Here is a 15,910-nt window from a genome sequence, read left to right as displayed (position 1 = left end):
GGGGTGGGTCGGGGACAACCTTGTTCATTGATTAACTCCTTGCTGACTTGAAGCCACCAAATGCCGTTCTCACGCGGCGAAGAGGTGGCAGCTATGTGCGGGGTGAGAAACCGGGCAAGGAGATTCCGGCCAGACCGAAGTCTGCCCGCACACGGCCGCCATAAATCAATTACAGGCAGCAGAAAAGCTGGCGGCAATTATGGTCGGACTGGCGTTCGAATAACACTCGCTTGCCTGGGTTCTCACACCCAATCACAGAGTTTTCTGCGACAACCAAAGACTAGGGATCGTGGTTCCGACGGACAACCTGAAAAACTTGTGGGAAGGTTCGGTGAATCCCACACATCTTTAAACATCCGAAAATGGATCGCGGAGCGTCCCGGGCTACATTCCCACGCGGAGCGTGGGAACGATCAAAAGCTGCCCTCTCCCGGAGGGAGAGGGAACTGACCGCGTCGTTTAAATGAAATACGCCGACGTGAGATATCGAAGGTGAATTCAAAATCCGAAAAGCACACAAACCGCTCTAGCTGTTGCCCCACCACCACTCAACAGGATGAGCGTTAGCTCGGCTGCAGCTTTTGATCTTGATCCACGGGCGACGTCGGAAGGCTGAGTGGAGGGATTTATCCGGGGGTGGGAGCGCAGCGACCGTGCGGCGAAGCCGCATGCATCGAGAGGAGGTGCAGCGAAGCAAACCGGAGGCGATGCCCCCGGATGAATCCCGTAACGAAGGAACCCCGAGCCCAGCGAGGGGCCGAACGCAGGAGCAAGCGTTTTTGGTTACTTTTTAGGCGTTTGTAAAAAGTGACCCGCCGTAAGGGCGGAACCATAAGAAGCCGTTACCGCAGCATCGGATATGCACACAATCACCCCAGATATACCGAGATAGACACCTCACCTAGAAAAACGATATTTCCGCGCCCACCGAAACCCCGGCTACCCTCCTCCCCACAACTACCTCCAGTGCACCCGGGGACTCCATGGATCGATTCACCTTCAAACCACTTCTAATAACCCTGGCCCTGACCGCCATAACCCCAATCGCCAACGCCGCAACAACCCTGGTCTACTGCTCCGAAGCCAGCCCCGCAGGCTTCGACCCCAGCCAATACACCAGCGGCACCGACTTCGACGCCTCCGCAGAGACCGTCTTCAACCGCCTAACCCAATTCAAACGCGGCGGCACCGAAATCGAACCCGGCCTGGCGACCAATTGGGACGTAAGCCCGGATGGCCTCCAATACACCTTCCACCTGCGCCAAAACGTAAAATTCCACACCACCGACTACTTCACCCCCACCCGCACCTTCAACGCCGACGACGTCCTGTTCACCTTCCAGCGCCTGCTCGACCCGGAAAACACCTTCCGCAAGGCCTACCCCGCCGAATCCCCGTACTTCACCGACATGGGCCTGAACACCACGATCAAATCCGTGGAAAAGCTCGACGAAAACACCGTGCGCTTCAACCTGAACAACGTCGACGCCGCCTTCGTGCAAAACCTCGCCATGAGCTTCGCCTCGGTGCAATCGGCCGAATACGCCGCCCAACTGTTGAAAGAAGGTCACGCCGCCGACCTCAACCAGAAACCGGTCGGCACCGGCCCGTTCGTGTTCAAGCGCTACCAGAAGGACGCGCAGATCCGCTACGCGGCGAACAAGGAGTACTGGAAACCCGAGGACGTGAAGCTCGATAACCTGGTGTTCTCGATCACTCCGGACGCCGCCGTTCGCCTGCAAAAGCTCAAGACCGGCGAATGCCAGGTCAGCGGCTACCCGCGCCCGGCCGACATCGAAGTGATGGAAAAAGACCCGAACCTGCGGGTGCTGAAGCAGGCCGGTTTCAACCTCGGCTTCCTCGCCTACAACACCACCCACCCGCCGCTGGATCAGCTCAAAGTGCGCCAGGCACTGGACATGGCCATCGATAAACCGGCGATCATCAAGGCGGTTTATCAGAGTGCCGGGCAGCTCGCGCAAAACGCCTTGCCGCCAGCGCAATGGTCATTCGATCCGAACATAAAAGACGCGCCGCACGACCCGGTAAAAGCCAAGGCGCTACTCAAGGAAGCCGGGGTTGCACCCGGTACAACCATCAACCTCTGGGCCATGACCGTGCAACGCGCCTCGAACCCGAATGCGCGGATGTCGGCCCAGATGATCCAGCAGGATTGGGAGAAGATCGGTATCAAGGCCAACATCGTCAGCTATGAATGGGGCGAGTACATCAAGCGCGCCAAGAACGGCGAACACGACGCGATGATCTACGGCTGGACCGGTGACAACGGCGACCCGGACAACTGGCTGGGCGTGCTTTACAGCTGCGCGGCGGTGAACGGCAGCAACTACGCCAAATGGTGCGATCCGGCCTACGACAAGCTGGTACAGCAGGCCAAGGTATCCAGCGATAAATCGCAACGGGTAAAACTGTATCAACAGGCGCAACTGATCCTTAAACAGCAGGTGCCAATCACGCCGATCGCCAACTCCACGGTGTTCCAGCCGCTGCGCAAGGAAGTCACTGACTTCAAGATCAGCCCGTTCGGTCTAACCCCCTTCTATGGCGTGGGTATAAATAAGTAACACCCGGCCCCAATCCGGCGCGCACAACGTGACCAACGCACCGTTTTGGGGCTTCGTTTGCACCGTAAAAACCGTCCGCAAACGGTCAAATGCGTCAGAAGTTATACGGATGCGACATTAAGGTACGTTCGTGCCACGCTTTGACGCCGCCGAGCGCTCTGGATCTTGCATTGGGTATGGGCCCTGCATAAGTATCCGCAGGCACGACTCACGAGGTCGTACCTCACAACTAAAAAATGACAACAAATCATGAGGCCAACATGCTTAAACACGCGGTCATTCCGTTTTTAGTCGGCGCAGGCTTGTTAGCCTCCGCACCTTTCGCCACCGCTGCGACTAACCTGGTGTTCTGCTCCGAAGGCAGCCCGGCCGGTTTCGATCCAGGCCAATACACCACCGGAACCGACTTCGACGCCTCAGCCGAAACCATGTTCAACCGTCTGACCCAGTTCGAGCGTGGCGGTACCGCCGTGATTCCTGGTCTGGCGACCAAGTGGGACATTTCTGATGACGGCCTGACTTACACCTTCCACCTGCGTGAAGGCGTCAAGTTCCACACCACCCCGTATTTCAAGCCGACTCGTGAGTTCAACGCCGACGACGTGCTGTTCACCTTCAATCGCATGATTAACAAGGATGACCCGTTCCGTAAGGCGTACCCGACCGAATTCCCGTACTTCACCGACATGGGGATGGACACCAACATCACCAAGATCGATAAAGTCGACGACCACACCGTCAAGTTCACTCTGAAAGAAGTCGACGCCGCGTTCATCCAGAACATGGCCATGAGCTTCGCGTCGATCCAGTCCGCCGAGTACGCAGCCCAGCTGCTGAAAGAAGGCAAGGCTGCCGACATCAACCAGAAGCCGATCGGCACTGGTCCGTTCGTGTTCAAGAGCTACCAGAAAGACTCCAACATCCGCTACACCGGGAACAAGGACTACTGGAAGCCTGAAGACGTGAAGATCGACAACCTGATCTTCGCCATCACCACCGACCCGTCGGTACGTATCCAGAAGCTGAAAAAGAACGAGTGCCAAGTCACCCTGTTCCCTCGTCCGGCCGACCTCGCGGCACTGAAAGCCGATCCTACGCTGAAGATGCCTGACCAGGCTGGTTTCAACCTGGGCTACATCGCCTACAACGTGATGGACAAGGTCAAGGGTAGCAACGAGCCGAACCCGCTGGCTGACCTGCGCGTGCGTCAGGCACTTGACATGTCGGTGAACAAGCCACAGATCATCGACTCGGTTTACCAGGGTGCGGGCCAACTGGCCGTCAACGCCATGCCGCCGACCCAGTGGTCCTACGACACCACCATCAAGGACGCCAAGTACGATCCTGAGAAAGCCAAACAGCTGCTCAAGGAAGCCGGCGTCAAGGAAGGTACCGAGATCGTCCTGTGGGCGATGCCGGTTCAGCGTCCGTACAACCCGAATGCCAAACTGATGGCCGAAATGCTCCAGTCCGACTGGAAGAAAATCGGTCTGAACGTGAAGATTCAGAGCTACGAGTGGGGCGAGTACATCAAGCGTTCCAAAGGTGGCGAGAACCAGGGCATGCTGATTGGCTGGAGCGGTGACAATGGTGATCCGGACAACTGGCTCAACGTGTTGTTTGGTTGCGACTCCCTGAGTGGCAACAACTTCTCCAAATGGTGCGACAAGAAATTCGACGGCCTCGTGAAAGAAGCCAAGCGCACCACTGACCAGGCCAAGCGCACCGAACTCTACAAAGAGGCGCAGCACGTCCTCAAAGATGCAGTCCCTATGACACCTATCGCTCACTCGACGGTGTATCAACCCATGCGCGCCAACGTGCAGGACTTCAAGATCAGCCCATTCGGCTTGAACTCCTTCTACGGCGTCAGCGTCAGCAAATAAAAGAAGCAGCGGCGACGTTTTCAGCGTCGCCGCTGTTTTTTTTGCCGAGAAGTCAGGAATTTGCCTACAACCTTTTCCGCCCCGTCTTACTGGGTTGGTTCAGGACGTGTTGCCTTTTCCTACGAGTCTTTAGGACTCAGCGCATTTACTGCCAGACCCACGGCCCCTACCGTCGGGTTCTGACCAGTGACTGCGTGGGCTATCGGTTTTGCTGCCGTATTGGTTTGAGCTCAATGCCGCCACCACATCCCTGGACGGGATCGCGGCGCATTGAAAAACACTAAAAAAAGAGGGAGCGTCATGCGCCATACCTTGGTTTTTTCCGCATTGCTGGGCGCCGGTCTTTTGGCCGCCACGTCCGCCAGTTACGCCGCCAGCAACAGCCTGGTGTTCTGCTCCGAAGGCAGTCCGGCCGGTTTCGATACCGCGCAGTACACGACAGCGACCGATAACGACGCCGCCGAACCGCTGTACAACCGACTGGCCGAGTTTGAAAAAGGCGCGACCAATGTCGTACCGGGCCTGGCAACCAGCTGGGATATTTCCGAGGATGGTCTCAAGTACACCTTTCACCTGCGTGAAGGTGTGAAGTTTCATACAACGCCGTACTTCAAACCTACGCGCGATTTCAACGCCGACGACGTGCTGTTCACGTTTAACCGCATGCTCGATCCGCAACAGCCATTCCGTAAGGCTTATCCGACCGAGTTCCCGTATTTCAACGGGATGAGCCTCAACAAGAACATCGCCAAGGTCGAGAAGACCGGGCCGCTGACCGTGCAGTTCACGCTCAACAGCGTCGACGCCGCGTTCATCCAGAACATCGCCATGAGCTTCGCCGCCATCCTGTCTGCCGAATACGCCGACAAGCTGCTGGCCGAAGGCAAGCCGAGCGACATCAACCAGAAGCCGATCGGCACTGGCCCGTTCGTGTTCAAGAGCTACCAGAAAGACTCGAACATCCGTTACACCGGCAACCCGCATTACTGGGATCAGAGCCGGGTGAAGCTGAAGAACCTGATTTTCGCGATCAATACCGACGCCTCGGTGCGCGTGCAAAAGCTCAAGGCCGGCGAATGCCAGATTACCCTGCACCCACGCCCGGCCGATGTGCCGGCACTGAAGAACGATCCGAAGCTGCAATTGATCGAGAAGCCGGGCTTCAACCTCGGCTACATCGCCTACAACGTCCGCCACAAGCCGTTCGATCAGCTCGAAGTACGCCAGGCGCTGGACATGGCAGTGAATAAACAGGGGATTCTCAACGCTGTTTATCAAGGCGCCGGCCAACTGGCCGTCAACGCCATGCCGCCGACCCAATGGTCCTACGACGACACCATCAAGGACGCCGCCTACAACCCGGAAAAAGCCAAAGAGCTGCTCAAGGCTGCCGGCGTCAAGGAAGGCACCGAGATCACCCTGTGGGCGATGCCGGTACAGCGTCCGTACAACCCGAACGCCAAACTGATGGCCGAGATGCTCCAGGCCGACTGGGCCAAGATCGGTCTGAAAGTGAAAATCGTCAGCTACGAATGGGGCGAGTACATCAAGCGCACCAAGAATGGCGAACACGACATCAGCCTGATCGGCTGGACCGGTGACAACGGGGATCCGGACAACTGGCTCGGCACGCTCTACAGCTGCGACGCCATCGGCGGCAACAACTACTCCATGTGGTGCGATCCGGCTTACGACAAGCTGATCAAACAGGCGAAGGTCGTCACCGACCGCGACCAGCGCACCGTGCTCTACAAACAGGCCCAGCAACTGCTCAAGCAGCAAGTGCCGATCACGCCTGTCGCTCACTCGACGGTCAACCAGCCACTGAGCACCAAAGTCGAAGGGTTCAAGGTGAGCCCGTTCGGTCGCAACGTGTTTTCGGGTGTCAGCATCGATTAAACAAACAACCGATTAGCCGCAATGCTGAGGGGGCCGTCTACCCCCTCACGCAAGCGCTTTGCCGAAATTCGCCAATCAGGTCTTTTGCAAACGTTTGCGATGTGTGAATGAGTTCTAAACCAATAACCGGCCAACCCAAAAAAGCCGGCATAAAAAGAAAGTAAAGGAGCTTCACCCATGAAACTGAGCAATACCGCGATACTGGCCCTGGCCATCAGCAGCATCACCGCCACGGCTTATGCGGAACCTGCAAGTCAGGAGTTCATCCCTACCACATTGGCCGGCAGCAGCGCCCAAAGCGAGGCCAAAGGCTTTATCGATGGACAAAGCCTGGGCGGCACAACGCGTAACTGGTATGCCAACGAACTGCGTCGTCGTGACGACAGTTTCAGTTACGTGAAAAACAGCGACAAAGACACCTCGCCAGTGGTCAGAACAAAGACCCCGCGTCGTATCAACTGGGTTCAGGGCACCATCGTCAACTACACCTCGGGCTTCACCCAAGGCACCGTTGGCGTGAGCACCGAAGTTGCCGCTTACAACGCCATCGTTCTCGACCGTGACCGCAAGGATATCGCCGGCGGCTCCAACCGCACCCTCGCCCATTCCGACGGTGATGCGGTCGACCAGTGGAGCAAACTGGGTCTGGCCAACGTCAAGTTCCGCGTGTCGAACACCACGTTGACCGCCGGTCGTCAGAACTTCAGCACGCCGATTGTCGATGTTATCGGCAACCGTCCGCTGCCTTCGAGCTTTGAAGGGATCAGTCTGCATAGCGAGGAGTTGAACAACCTGTCGTTCGACCTCGCCGGTTTCGACCGCGTCTCGCCACGTACCGAGCAGAGCCTGTCGAAATTCCGTTCCGAATACGGCGCCAACGGCGAAGAAACCGACAAGGTCTACACCGCGGGCGTGAACTATCAGCCGCTCAAAAGCCTGAAAACCAGCCTGTACGTCGCCAACGTCGAAGACTTCTGGAATCAGTACTACTTCGGCGGTACCCACGAACTGGGTGACAGCCAGGTCCTGAGCCTGACCACCGGTCTGAACTACTACAAGACCGTCGACGAAGGCAAAAAACTGATGGGCAACATCGACAACGATACCTACTCGTTGTCCCTCGGCCTGACTCACCAGGCCCACAGCCTGACCTTCTCGTACCAGCAAGTGAACGGTAACGAGTACTTCGACTACCTGCATGAAACCAACGGCATCTACCTGGCCAACTCCCTGCTGTCGGACTTCAACGGCCCGAACGAGAAATCCTTCCAGATCGCCTACGGCATCAACATGGCCGAATACGGCGTACCAGGCCTGAAGTTCAACATCTATCAGGCTCGCGGCTGGGGCATTGACGGTACTCACTACCGTGGCACGGCTTACACCATTCCAGATGACAAGCGCGGCGACCTGAGCCTGATGGACGGCGAATCGCACTACGAATACGGCATCGGTGCTTCCTACGCCGTGCAGAGCGGCCCGCTCAAGGCCACTGCGATTCGCGCGACGTACACCACTCACCGCGCCAGCGAACACCAGGCTGACGGCAACATCAACGAGTTCCGTCTCGTGACCACCATTCCATTCAACATCCTGTAAAAACCGCCAGCCGACGGCTGACTCAGTGACGAGTCGGCCGTTCGGCTTTTTGTCTTCAACCGATTGCAGAGGGTTCTTGATGAAAATGCTTCCCCTACGTGCGGCCATCGCGGCTGCGTTGCTGAGTGTCGCTATCGGCGTCTCGGCCAAACCCTTGGTGGTCTGCACCGAAGCCAGTCCGGAAGGCTTCGATATGGTCCAGTACACGACTGCAGTCACTGCCGACGCGGTGGCCGAAACCATCTTCAACCGTCTGGCGGACTTCAAGCCCGGCACCACCGAAGTGATTCCGGCGCTGGCCGAGTCCTGGGACATCAGCGAAGACGGCCTGACCTACACGTTCCACCTGCGCAAAGGCGTCAAGTTTCACACCACCGAATATTTCAAGCCGACCCGCGACATGAACGCCGACGACGTGGTCTGGAGTTTCCAGCGTCAGCTGGACCCGAATCACCCGTGGCACAAGCTGTCGAGCGTGGGCTTTCCGTACTTTGAAAGCATGGGCTTCAAGGAACTGCTGAAAGGCGTTGAGAAAGTCGACGACAACACCGTCAAGTTCACCCTGACCCGTCGCGAAGCGCCGTTCCTGGCCGACATCGCCATGGCGTTCTCCTCGATCTATTCGGCCGAATACGCCGACCAGTTGCTCAAGGCCAACAAGACCGGCGACCTGAACAGCAAACCGGTCGGCACCGGCCCGTTCATCTTCCAGCGTTACGCCAAGGACGCCCAGGTACGCTTCAAGGCCAACCCGGACTACTTCCGCGGCAAGGCGCCGGCTGACGCGCTGATCCTGGCGATTGCCACCGACAACAACGTGCGTTTGCAGAAGCTCAAGGCCAATGAGTGCCAGATCGCGCTGTATCCGAAACCGGATGACATCCCGAGCATCAAGAAAGACAGCAACCTGAAAGTCGATGAAATGGACGCGATGACCGTCTCGTACATCGCCATGAACACCCAGCACAAGTACATCAGCGACGTGCGGGTGCGCAAAGCGATCGACATCGCCTTCGACAAGGAAGCCTACGTCAACGCCCTGTTCGGCAAAGGCAACGCCAGCGTGGCGGTTAACCCGTACCCGCCGACCCTGCTGGGCTACAACCACGAGCTGAAAAACCCGCCACGAGACCTCGACAAGGCCCGCGCCCTGCTCAAGGAAGCCGGTGTACCGGAAGGCACCACGTTCACTCTGTTCACCCGCAACGGCGGCGGCCCGACCAACCCGAACCCGATGCTCGGCGCGCAGATGATGCAGGCTGACCTGGCGAAAGTCGGGATCAAGATCGACATCCGCGTGATGGAATGGGGCGAGATGCTCAAACGCGCCAAGGCCGGCGAGCACGACATGGTTTCAGCCGGATGGGCGGGCGACAACGGCGACCCGGATAACTTCCTGACGCCTATGCTCAGTTGCGAAGCCGCCAAGAACGGCGAAAACTACGCTCGCTGGTGCAACGAGAAATTCCAGGCCCTGCTCGACGAAGCACGGGCTAAAGTAGATCCGGCCGAACGCGCCAGGCTGTATGAGCAGGCTCAAGTGCTGTTCAATCAGGATCAGCCGTGGATCAGCATGGCCCACACCCGCATGTTCACCGCAATGCGCAACAACGTAGAGGGTTATCACATCAGCCCTCTGACAACCAATAACTTCGCCACCACCCAGGTGAAGTAGATAAGAAACTCCCGAAGTCCCTGACCCCAGGGACTTCGGGCACGCCTAACCGGCTGATGAGGTACCACACACGATGTTTAGTTTTATTGCCCGCCGACTGGGGTTGTTGATCCCCACGTTTTTCGGCATCACCTTGCTGACTTTCGCGTTGATTCGCATGATTCCCGGCGACCCCGTGGAAGTGATGATGGGCGAACGTCGGGTCGACCCCGAAATGCACGCTCAGGCAATGGAACGCCTCGGTCTGAACAAACCGCTGTACGCCCAGTACCTGGACTACATCGGCAAACTGGCCCACGGCGATCTCGGCGAATCCCTGCGCACCCGTGAGAGCGTATGGACCGAGTTCACCTCCCTCTTCCCGGCGACCCTGGAACTGTCCATGGCCGCCCTGCTGTTCGCCGGCATCCTGGGCCTCCTGGCCGGGGTGATCGCGGCCCTCAAGCGAGGATCCCTGTTCGACCACGGGGTGATGGGCATCTCCCTCGCGGGTTATTCGATGCCGATTTTCTGGTGGGGTCTGATCCTCATCATGTTCTTCTCGGTGAGCCTGGGCTGGACCCCGGTGTCCGGGCGGATCGACCTGCTTTACGACATCGAGCCGCGCACCGGTTTCATGCTGATCGACACCCTGCTGGCCGATGACATGGGCGCCTTCCTCGATGCCCTGCACCACCTGATCCTGCCGGCCATCGTGCTGGGTACCATTCCGCTGGCGGTGATCGCGCGGATGACCCGTTCGTCGATGCTCGAAGTACTGCGTGAAGACTACATCCGCACCGCCAAGGCCAAAGGCCTGTCGCCGTCGCGCGTGGTGTTCGTGCACGGCCTGCGCAACGCGCTGATCCCGGTACTGACCGTGGTCGGCCTGCAAGTCGGCACCCTGCTGGCCGGTGCGGTCCTGACCGAAACCATCTTCTCCTGGCCCGGCATCGGTAAATGGCTGATCGAAGCCATCGGCGCCCGGGACTACCCGGTTGTGCAAAACGGCATCCTGTTAATCGCCTGCCTGGTGATTCTGGTCAACTTCGTGGTGGACATCCTCTACGGCTTTGCCAACCCACGCATCCGTCATCAGCGCTGAGGTCAATACCCATGAGCACTCCAACTTCCTCAGTAGTCACCGCCGCCACCGCCGTGGATCAAAGTCTGCTGTACCCGTCCCCGTACAAAGAGTTCTGGCAGGCCTTCGCCAAGAACAAGGGCGCCGTCGCCGGCCTGCTGTTCATGCTGCTGGTGATTTTCTGCGCGATCTTCGCGCCGTGGGTCGCCCCGCATAACCCGAGCGAGCAATACCGCGACTTCCTGCTGACGCCGCCGGCGTGGCTCGAAGGCGGGCAGATGCAGTTCCTGCTCGGCACCGATGAACTGGGTCGCGACCTGCTGTCGCGTCTGATCCAGGGGTCGCGCCTGTCGCTGCTGATCGGTCTGTCGTCGGTGGTGATGTCGCTGATCCCGGGGATCCTGCTGGGTCTGTTCGCCGGTTTCTTCCCGAAAGTGGTCGGCCCGACCATCATGCGTCTGATGGACATCATGCTGGCCCTGCCGTCGCTGCTGCTGGCCGTGGCGATCGTCGCCATCCTCGGCCCAGGCCTGATCAACACCGTGATCGCGATTGCCGTGGTGTCCTTGCCGTCCTACGTGCGTCTGACCCGTGCCGCCGTGATGGGTGAGCTGAACCGCGACTACGTGACCGCCGCGCGCCTGGCCGGTGCCGGTCTGCCACGCCTGATGTTCATCACCGTGCTGCCGAACTGCATGGCACCGCTGATCGTTCAGGCGACTTTGAGCTTCTCCTCGGCGATCCTCGATGCCGCCGCCCTGGGCTTCCTCGGCCTCGGCGTTCAGCCGCCAACCCCTGAGTGGGGCACCATGCTGGCTTCGGCCCGCGACTACATCGAACGCGCCTGGTGGGTGGTGAGTCTGCCTGGTTTGACCATTTTGCTCAGCGTGCTGGCAATCAACTTGATGGGCGACGGCCTGCGCGATGCGCTGGACCCGAAACTCAAGAACGCCGCCTGAGGAGATTCCCATGTCACTGTTAGAAATCAAGAATCTCAACGTTCGCTTCGGCGACAAGAACGCCACCCCGGTTGTCGACGGCCTCGACCTGAAAGTCGACAAGGGCGAAGTCCTGGCGATCGTGGGCGAGTCGGGTTCCGGCAAGTCCGTGACCATGATGGCGCTGATGGGCCTGATCGAGCACCCGGGGATCGTCACCGCCGACTCGCTGAGCTTCGACGGCAAGAACATGCTCAAGCTGAACAACCGCCAGCGTCGGCAGATCGTCGGCAAAGACCTGGCGATGGTGTTCCAGGACCCGATGACCGCGCTGAACCCGAGCTACACCGTCGGTTTCCAGATCGAAGAAGTGCTGCGCCTGCACCTGAAAATGTCCGGCAAGCAAGCGCGTAAACGTGCGATCGAACTGCTGGAAAAAGTCGAAATCCCGGGTGCCGCCAGCCGTATGGACGCCTATCCGCACCAACTGTCAGGCGGCATGAGCCAGCGTGTGGCGATTGCCATGGCGATTGCCGGCGAGCCGAAACTGCTGATCGCCGACGAACCGACCACAGCACTCGACGTGACGATTCAGGCGCAGATCATGGACCTGCTGCTGGCGTTGCAGAAAGAGCAGAACATGGGCCTGGTGCTGATCACCCACGACCTCGCCGTGGTAGCCGAAACCGCCCAGCGCGTGTGCGTGATGTACGCCGGTCAAGCCGTTGAAGTCGGCCAGGTGCCGCAGCTGTTCGACATCCCGGCCCACCCGTACAGCGAAGCGCTGCTCAAGGCGATTCCGGAACACAGCCAGGGTGCCGAGCGTCTGGCCACACTGCCGGGCATCGTTCCCGGCCGTTACGACCGCCCGCAAGGCTGCCTGCTGTCGCCGCGCTGCCCGTACGTGCAGGACAGCTGCCGCGCGCAGCGTCCGACCCTTGACCCGAAAAGCCACAGCCTCGCCCGCTGCTTCTATCCGTTGAACCAGGAGGTGGCGTAATGGCCGTCGTACTTACCGCCCGCGACCTGACCCGTCACTACGAAGTCTCCCGTGGCCTGTTCAAGGGCCACGCCACCGTGCGCGCCCTCAACGGCGTGTCGTTCGAGCTGGAAGCCGGCAAGACCCTCGCCGTCGTCGGTGAATCGGGCTGCGGCAAATCCACCCTCGCCCGCGCCCTGACCTTGATCGAGGAGCCGTCCTCCGGCTCGCTGAAAATCGCCGGGCAGGAAGTGGCCGGCGCCGACAAAGCCCAACGCAAACAACTGCGCAAAGACGTGCAGATGGTGTTCCAAAGCCCGTACGCGTCGTTGAACCCTCGGCAGAAAATCGGTGATCAACTGGCCGAGCCGCTGTTGATCAACACCAACCTCTCGGCTGCCGAGCGTCGCGAGAAAGTCCAGGCGATGATGAAGCAGGTCGGCTTGCGTCCCGAGCACTACCAGCGTTATCCGCACATGTTCTCCGGCGGTCAGCGTCAGCGTATCGCGCTGGCCCGCGCCATGATGCTGCAACCGAAAGTGCTGGTGGCGGACGAGCCGACCTCGGCGCTGGACGTGTCGATCCAGGCGCAGGTGCTGAACCTGTTCATGGACATGCAGCAGGAGTTCAACACCGGTTACGTGTTCATCTCGCACAACCTGGCGGTGGTGCAGCACGTGGCGGATGACGTGATGGTGATGTACCTCGGTCGCCCGGTGGAAATCGGTCCGAAACACGACATCTATGCCCGTCCTCTGCACCCGTACACCCAGGCGCTGTTGTCGGCTACCCCGACCATCCACCCGGATCCGGACAAGCCGAAAATCAAGATCGTCGGCGAGCTGCCCAACCCGCTGAACCCGCCGCCTGGCTGCGCGTTCCACAAGCGCTGCCCGTACGCCACCGCGCGTTGCAGCAGCGAAGAGCCGGTCCTGCGCCAGCTCGACACGCGTCAGGTTGCATGCCACTACGCCGAGCAGTTCCTCGACGGCGCGGCATGAAAAAACCCGCCCCGTTTCCCGGGGCGGGTTGTTGATGAGTTGACCAAACCCCTTCTGCCCCGATTGCGCATCGATCGGGAAAGAAGGGGTTTTCTTTTGCGCGGAATCTACGTCTGGCTGTCGCCTTCGTCCGCATCGTCGGAGTCCGGCTCATCGGTGGTCGAGTCGTCATCGTCGGCGCTGCCACCCTGGCCCTGATCGCCCGGCTCGGACTCGGACTTGGCCAGCATCAGCGCGCTGTGCCCCACCTGCCCGCTCGATGCCTGGGTATCGTGATCCTCGCACTCGGCCCAGGCCGTCGCGGTGCCGAGGGACAGCATCACCATCACTTTCAACAGCAGCAAAACGCGTAGCAACCTGTTTTTCATAGCCGAGTCCATCCTGTTCCAGGTGAGAAATTCATGCTGACCTGACGCTGATTGAAATCTAGTTCCGATCCGCCGGGTTCACCAGATAGGACGCTAACCAATGCCCGGAAATGCCATGCGTGGACAGACCGCTTTCGAATAACGCTCATAACCGGATCGGCTAAGCGAGGCCGCTTCTCTCGAACGCCTGATGAGCAACCTATCGGTAGCCAATAAAAAGCCCCCGAGGCTTACGCAACGGGGGCTTTTGGGGGGGAACAGCTCAGCGCTTAGTGATGCTCACGGGTGGCACGGAATTTCACGTCCGGCCAGCGCTCTTCCATCAGGGCCAGGTTGACGCGGGTCGGCGCGAGGTAGGTCAGGTGACCGCCGCCGTCCAGTGCCAGGTTTTCCACGGCCTTGTTGGAGAATTCCTCGAGCTTCTTCTTGTCGCTGCATTCGATCCAGCGCGCGGAGTACACGGTGATCGGCTCGTAGGAGCACTCGACCTTGTATTCCTCTTTCAGGCGGCTGGCGACCACATCGAACTGCAGCACACCGACGGCGCCGAGGATGATGTCGTTGCTGCGTTCCGGGAAGAACACCTGGGTCGCGCCTTCTTCGGCGAGCTGTTGCAGGCCCTGGCGCAGTTGCTTGGATTTCAGCGGGTCGCGCAGGCGTACGCGGCGGAACAGCTCCGGGGCGAAGTGCGGGATACCGGTGAAGCCCAGGGTTTCGCCTTCGCTGAAGGTGTCGCCGATCTGGATCGTGCCGTGGTTGTGCAGACCGATGATGTCGCCGGCGTACGCCTCTTCCAGCTGTTCACGCTCGGAGGAGAAGAACGTCAGGGCGTCGCCGATGCGCACGTCCTTGCCGGTACGCACATGGCGCATCTTCATGCCTTTTTCGTACTTGCCGGAGCAGATACGCATGAAGGCGATGCGGTCGCGGTGTTTCGGGTCCATGTTCGCCTGGATCTTGAAGATGAAGCCCGAGAACTTCTCTTCCACCGGCTCAACGGTGCGCTCGTTGGCTACGCGTGGCAGCGGGCGCGGGGCCCAGTCGACAACAGCGTCGAGTACGTGATCGACACCGAAGTTGCCCAGCGCGGTACCGAAGAACACCGGGGTCAGTTGACCGTCGATGAACTCCTGCTGGTTGAACTCGTGGCAGGCGCCCTGCACCAGTTCCAGCTGCTCGAGGAAACGATCGTACTCATCGCCCAGGTGTGCGCGGGCTTCGTCGGAATCGAGCTTCTCGATGATCTTGGTTTCGGTGCGTTCGTGACCGTGACCGGCGGTGTAGACAATGATGTAGTCGTCCGCCAGGTGGTACACGCCCTTGAAGTCGCGGTAGCAACCGATCGGCCAGGTGATCGGCGCAGCCTTGATCTTCAGGACGGCTTCGATTTCGTCGAGCAGTTCGATCGGGTCGCGGATGTCACGGTCGAGTTTGTTGATGAAGCTGACGATCGGCGTGTCACGCAGACGGCAGACGTCCATCAGCGCGATGGTACGTGGCTCAACACCTTTACCGCCGTCGAGAACCATCAGGGCCGAGTCCACCGCAGTCAGGGTGCGGTAGGTGTCTTCGGAGAAGTCTTCGTGGCCCGGGGTGTCGAGCAGGTTGATCATGTGTTCGCGATACGGGAACTGCATGACCGACGTAGTAATCGAGATGCCCCGCTGCTTTTCCATCTCCATCCAGTCGGATGTCGCGTGGCGGTCGGATTTACGGGATTTCACCGTACCGGCCACAGCAATCGCCTTGCCCATCAGCAAGAGCTTTTCGGTGATGGTGGTTTTACCGGCATCGGGGTGGGAAATAATGGCGAAAGTGCGGCGTTTCGCGACTTCGGCGGCCTGTCTGGTCATGGGAAATCGCCTGGCGGTGATTCAAAAAAGGGCGGCGATTATAGCCCAACTCGATTCAATAACC

The 15,910-nt window shown here is 59.4% G+C and carries 11 protein-coding genes; 9 read left to right on the top strand and 2 right to left on the bottom strand.

Features of this window, described 5'->3' with window-relative positions; genetic code table 11:
* The first annotated feature begins 983 nt into the window (after positions 1–983).
* From L6D82_RS22440 to L6D82_RS22400, 9 genes are all read left to right on the top strand, one after another.
* Complete coding sequence (locus L6D82_RS22440) at positions 984–2,585, top strand: ABC transporter substrate-binding protein (RefSeq protein ID WP_236191681.1); 1,602 nt, start codon at positions 984–986, stop codon at positions 2,583–2,585.
* A gap of 260 nt (positions 2,586–2,845) precedes the next feature.
* A complete protein-coding gene (locus L6D82_RS22435) occupies positions 2,846–4,471 on the top strand; it encodes an ABC transporter substrate-binding protein (protein WP_085746903.1) in 1,626 nt (541 codons plus the stop codon).
* Positions 4,472–4,771: 300 nt separating this feature from the next.
* A complete protein-coding gene (locus L6D82_RS22430) occupies positions 4,772–6,370 on the top strand; it encodes an ABC transporter substrate-binding protein (RefSeq protein WP_236191680.1) in 1,599 nt (532 codons plus the stop codon).
* Positions 6,371–6,547: 177 nt separating this feature from the next.
* Positions 6,548–7,969 (top strand): OprD family porin, encoded by a 1,422-nt coding sequence (locus L6D82_RS22425; RefSeq protein WP_102687360.1) that lies wholly within the window; start codon positions 6,548–6,550, stop codon positions 7,967–7,969.
* 79 nt (positions 7,970–8,048) lie between these two features.
* The gene (locus L6D82_RS22420) at positions 8,049–9,644 is read left to right on the top strand and encodes an ABC transporter substrate-binding protein (protein WP_236191679.1); all 1,596 of its coding nucleotides are present in this window, start codon (positions 8,049–8,051) and stop codon (positions 9,642–9,644) included.
* Between the two features lie 73 nt (positions 9,645–9,717).
* On the top strand, positions 9,718–10,728 hold the full coding sequence (locus tag L6D82_RS22415; protein WP_007953665.1) for an ABC transporter permease subunit: 1,011 nt from the start codon (positions 9,718–9,720) through the stop codon (positions 10,726–10,728).
* An 11-nt stretch (positions 10,729–10,739) separates the two neighbouring features.
* Positions 10,740–11,666: an ABC transporter permease subunit gene (locus L6D82_RS22410; RefSeq protein WP_039769224.1), complete on the top strand. Its 927-nt coding sequence runs from the start codon at positions 10,740–10,742 to the stop codon at positions 11,664–11,666.
* A 10-nt stretch (positions 11,667–11,676) separates the two neighbouring features.
* Positions 11,677–12,645 carry an ABC transporter ATP-binding protein gene (locus tag L6D82_RS22405; protein ID WP_011332433.1) on the top strand — a complete coding sequence of 323 codons (969 nt, stop codon included), beginning with the start codon at positions 11,677–11,679 and terminating at the stop codon, positions 12,643–12,645.
* Positions 12,645–13,625: a peptide ABC transporter ATP-binding protein gene (locus L6D82_RS22400; RefSeq protein WP_085746899.1), complete on the top strand. Its 981-nt coding sequence runs from the start codon at positions 12,645–12,647 to the stop codon at positions 13,623–13,625. The genes L6D82_RS22405 and L6D82_RS22400 overlap by 1 nt, the downstream gene beginning before the upstream one ends.
* A gap of 107 nt (positions 13,626–13,732) precedes the next feature.
* Here the strand turns inward: L6D82_RS22400 and L6D82_RS22395 are convergent, their stop codons facing one another.
* Positions 13,733–13,993 (bottom strand): hypothetical protein, encoded by a 261-nt coding sequence (locus L6D82_RS22395; RefSeq protein WP_085608056.1) that lies wholly within the window; start codon positions 13,991–13,993, stop codon positions 13,733–13,735.
* Between the two features lie 269 nt (positions 13,994–14,262).
* A complete protein-coding gene (locus tag L6D82_RS22390; protein ID WP_085608055.1) occupies positions 14,263–15,846 on the bottom strand; it encodes a peptide chain release factor 3 in 1,584 nt (527 codons plus the stop codon).
* Between the last annotated feature and the right edge of the window lie 64 nt (positions 15,847–15,910).

Source organism: Pseudomonas paraglycinae, from assembly GCF_021601625.1.
GTDB classification, from domain to species: domain Bacteria; phylum Pseudomonadota; class Gammaproteobacteria; order Pseudomonadales; family Pseudomonadaceae; genus Aquipseudomonas; species Aquipseudomonas paraglycinae.
This window is presented reverse-complemented; position numbering and strand designations above follow the sequence as displayed.

Bases quoted from the DNA above. Each gene is read 5' to 3' on its own strand.
- L6D82_RS22430 (WP_236191680.1), top strand. From the start codon at position 4,772: ATGCGCCATACCTTGGTTTTTTCCGCATTGCTGGGCGCCGGTCTTTTG.
- L6D82_RS22415 (WP_007953665.1), top strand. From the start codon at position 9,718: ATGTTTAGTTTTATTGCCCGCCGACTGGGGTTGTTGATCCCCACGTTT.
- L6D82_RS22400 (WP_085746899.1), top strand. From the start codon at position 12,645: ATGGCCGTCGTACTTACCGCCCGCGACCTGACCCGTCACTACGAAGTC.
- L6D82_RS22410 (WP_039769224.1), top strand. From the start codon at position 10,740: ATGAGCACTCCAACTTCCTCAGTAGTCACCGCCGCCACCGCCGTGGAT.
- L6D82_RS22405 (WP_011332433.1), top strand. From the start codon at position 11,677: ATGTCACTGTTAGAAATCAAGAATCTCAACGTTCGCTTCGGCGACAAG.
- L6D82_RS22390 (WP_085608055.1), bottom strand. From the start codon at position 15,846: ATGACCAGACAGGCCGCCGAAGTCGCGAAACGCCGCACTTTCGCCATT.
- L6D82_RS22440 (WP_236191681.1), top strand. From the start codon at position 984: ATGGATCGATTCACCTTCAAACCACTTCTAATAACCCTGGCCCTGACC.
- L6D82_RS22420 (WP_236191679.1), top strand. From the start codon at position 8,049: ATGAAAATGCTTCCCCTACGTGCGGCCATCGCGGCTGCGTTGCTGAGT.
- L6D82_RS22395 (WP_085608056.1), bottom strand. From the start codon at position 13,993: ATGAAAAACAGGTTGCTACGCGTTTTGCTGCTGTTGAAAGTGATGGTG.
- L6D82_RS22425 (WP_102687360.1), top strand. From the start codon at position 6,548: ATGAAACTGAGCAATACCGCGATACTGGCCCTGGCCATCAGCAGCATC.
- L6D82_RS22435 (WP_085746903.1), top strand. From the start codon at position 2,846: ATGCTTAAACACGCGGTCATTCCGTTTTTAGTCGGCGCAGGCTTGTTA.